The organism is Mesorhizobium sp. M7A.F.Ca.AU.002.02.1.1 (genome assembly GCF_003998535.1).
In the GTDB taxonomy this organism is placed as follows: domain Bacteria; phylum Pseudomonadota; class Alphaproteobacteria; order Rhizobiales; family Rhizobiaceae; genus Mesorhizobium; species Mesorhizobium ciceri.
The window spans coordinates 1-1799 of the sequence record NZ_RZPB01001016.1 but is presented as its reverse complement, the minus strand read 5'-3'; the positions used below and the strand labels follow the sequence as shown (position 1 = coordinate 1799).

3 protein-coding genes and 1 pseudogene are annotated in these 1799 nt (G+C 65.2%); 2 read left to right on the top strand and 2 right to left on the bottom strand.

Annotation, left to right across the window (positions count from 1 at the left end; genetic code table 11):
* A pseudogene (locus tag EN879_RS34460) lies at window positions 1-399 on the top strand (alpha/beta hydrolase); the annotation flags it as partial.
* A gap of 13 nt (window positions 400-412) precedes the next feature.
* On the opposite strand, the gene EN879_RS34455 reads toward EN879_RS34460, so the two are convergent.
* Both EN879_RS34455 and EN879_RS34450 read right to left on the bottom strand, forming a co-directional pair.
* Window positions 413-808 (bottom strand): rhodanese-like domain-containing protein, encoded by a 396-nt coding sequence (locus EN879_RS34455; protein ID WP_063167993.1) that lies wholly within the window; start codon window positions 806-808, stop codon window positions 413-415.
* 55 nt (window positions 809-863) lie between these two features.
* Window positions 864-1478, bottom strand: coding sequence for a TetR/AcrR family transcriptional regulator (locus tag EN879_RS34450; protein WP_127274640.1), 615 nt, complete (start codon window positions 1476-1478; stop codon window positions 864-866).
* Window positions 1479-1577: 99 nt separating this feature from the next.
* Here EN879_RS34450 and EN879_RS34445 point away from each other — a divergent pair.
* Window positions 1578-1799: SDR family NAD(P)-dependent oxidoreductase (locus tag EN879_RS34445; RefSeq protein ID WP_127274639.1), on the top strand; the 222-nt coding region annotated here is incomplete at its 3' end.

Sequence of the window (1799 nt, the reverse complement as noted above, 5' to 3'; positions counted from 1 at the left end):
GTCAAGAACATCCCGCCGCTGGCGGCGGGACGCCTGGTGCTGATCGCGGCGCCAAGTTCCCTGCCGGCGATCTTTGCCGACTTCAGTCATATGTTGAATGTCGGCCCGCGCTCGCAAGCCGCCATGGCGGACCGGGTCGAGCATCTTTCCGGCCGGCCGCTGCACGAATTCACCGGCGACCGCCAGCTCGCCCAGGCACCGGTGCCGACCCTGGTCATCCACGCGCCGGACGACCGCGAAGTCTCGGCCGATCACGCAAGGCGCTATGCCGGTGCCGGCGGCCATGTGCGGCTCTACTGGGCCGACGGGCTTGGCCATCGCCGCATTCTTGCCGACAAGGGCGTGGTCGAACGCGCGGTCGGCTTCGTGACGCATCGCGAGCCATTGCTGCTGCATTGAGCGGCGGTCGAGATTATTTCTTCTGCTCGCCGGGTTCGACCGGCAGTCCGGCGGCCTTCCAGGCGGTGTAGCCGCCGAGGATGTGCTTGACCGGCGAAAGCCCCATGTCCTGCGCCGTCTTTGTGGCCAGGGCAGAGCGCCAGCCGCCGGCGCAGAAGAACACGAAGCTCTTTCCCGAGGCGAAGAACGGCTTGTGGTAAGGGCTTTCGGGGTCGATCCAGAATTCCAGCATGCCGCGCGTGACATGCTTGGCGCCCGGAATCCGGCCGTCGCGTTCCACTTCGCGTGGATCGCGCAGATCGACGAAGATGGTGTCTTCATCGTCGAGCAGCCCGGCCGCTTCCTCCGGCGAAACCACCTCGATCACGGCATTCGCCTCGTCCAGCAGCTCGCGATAACCCTTTTTCACGCTCTCGTCCCTCCCGGCCTTGCTGGCGGATTTCGAGCACACCAGCCGGCGTTTGTCACGCCGCGTTGCCGCCGGCCAACGTCTGCCAGGCAGCCATGGCCCCGGCAACCGTCGCCAGCAGGGCAGCGTGCAAGGCGCCGTCTCGCGCCTGGATCGACATGCCGTGCTGGACCGTGGCGACGAAGGTCGCGGCAGCGCTCGCGTCGAAATCCGCCGGCAATTCGCCTTCGGCAATACCGCGCTCCAGACGTTTTTGCAGGGCGGTGTGGTTTTCGGCACGACGGCGGCGCAGATCGTCGCAGATGGCGCCGCGGCTCGAATCCTGATGCAGTGCGCCCAGCGTGATCAGGCAGCCCTGCGGGCGATCGCTCTGCGCATAGGCTTTCGCCGTCAGGCACAGGAATTGTTCGATCGCCTGCCGCGCGGTCGGAGCCTCGTCCAATGCCAGCCAGATGTCGGCACCCTCGGTGTGCGAGTAAAAATCCGTCGCCTCCAGGAACAGCGCCTCCTTGCTGCCGAAGGCAGCGTAGAGGCTGGGCGAGTTGATGCCCATGGCGGCGGTCAGTTCGCTCATCGATGCACCTTCGTAACCACGCGCCCAAAACACCTGCATCGCGCAACGCAGGGCTGCGGTTCGATCGAAGGTGCGGGGACGGCCTCGTTCCGACATGACGCTCTTTCTGTGTTGATCGATACATAATTCAGTTGACGCCAGCGGGCAAGGCTGACAGATATTTATGTATCGATCATTACATAAAAGGAGAATTCGATGTCTTCCAGCAGATTGAACGGCAAGGCCGCGCTCGTCACCGGCGGCAGTCGCGGCATCGGCGCAGCGATTGCGCGGAGGCTGGCGGCCGATGGCGCCAGCGTCGCGCTGACCTATGTGCATGGCGAGGAACAGGCCCGCGCTGTCGTCGCCGAGATCGAGGCCAAGGGCGGCCGCGCCATCGCGATCAAAGCCGACAACCGCGATGCGGTCGCCCTAGAC

Bases quoted from the DNA above. Each gene is read 5' to 3' on its own strand.
- EN879_RS34450 (WP_127274640.1), bottom strand. From the start codon at position 1,478: ATGTCGGAACGAGGCCGTCCCCGCACCTTCGATCGAACCGCAGCCCTG.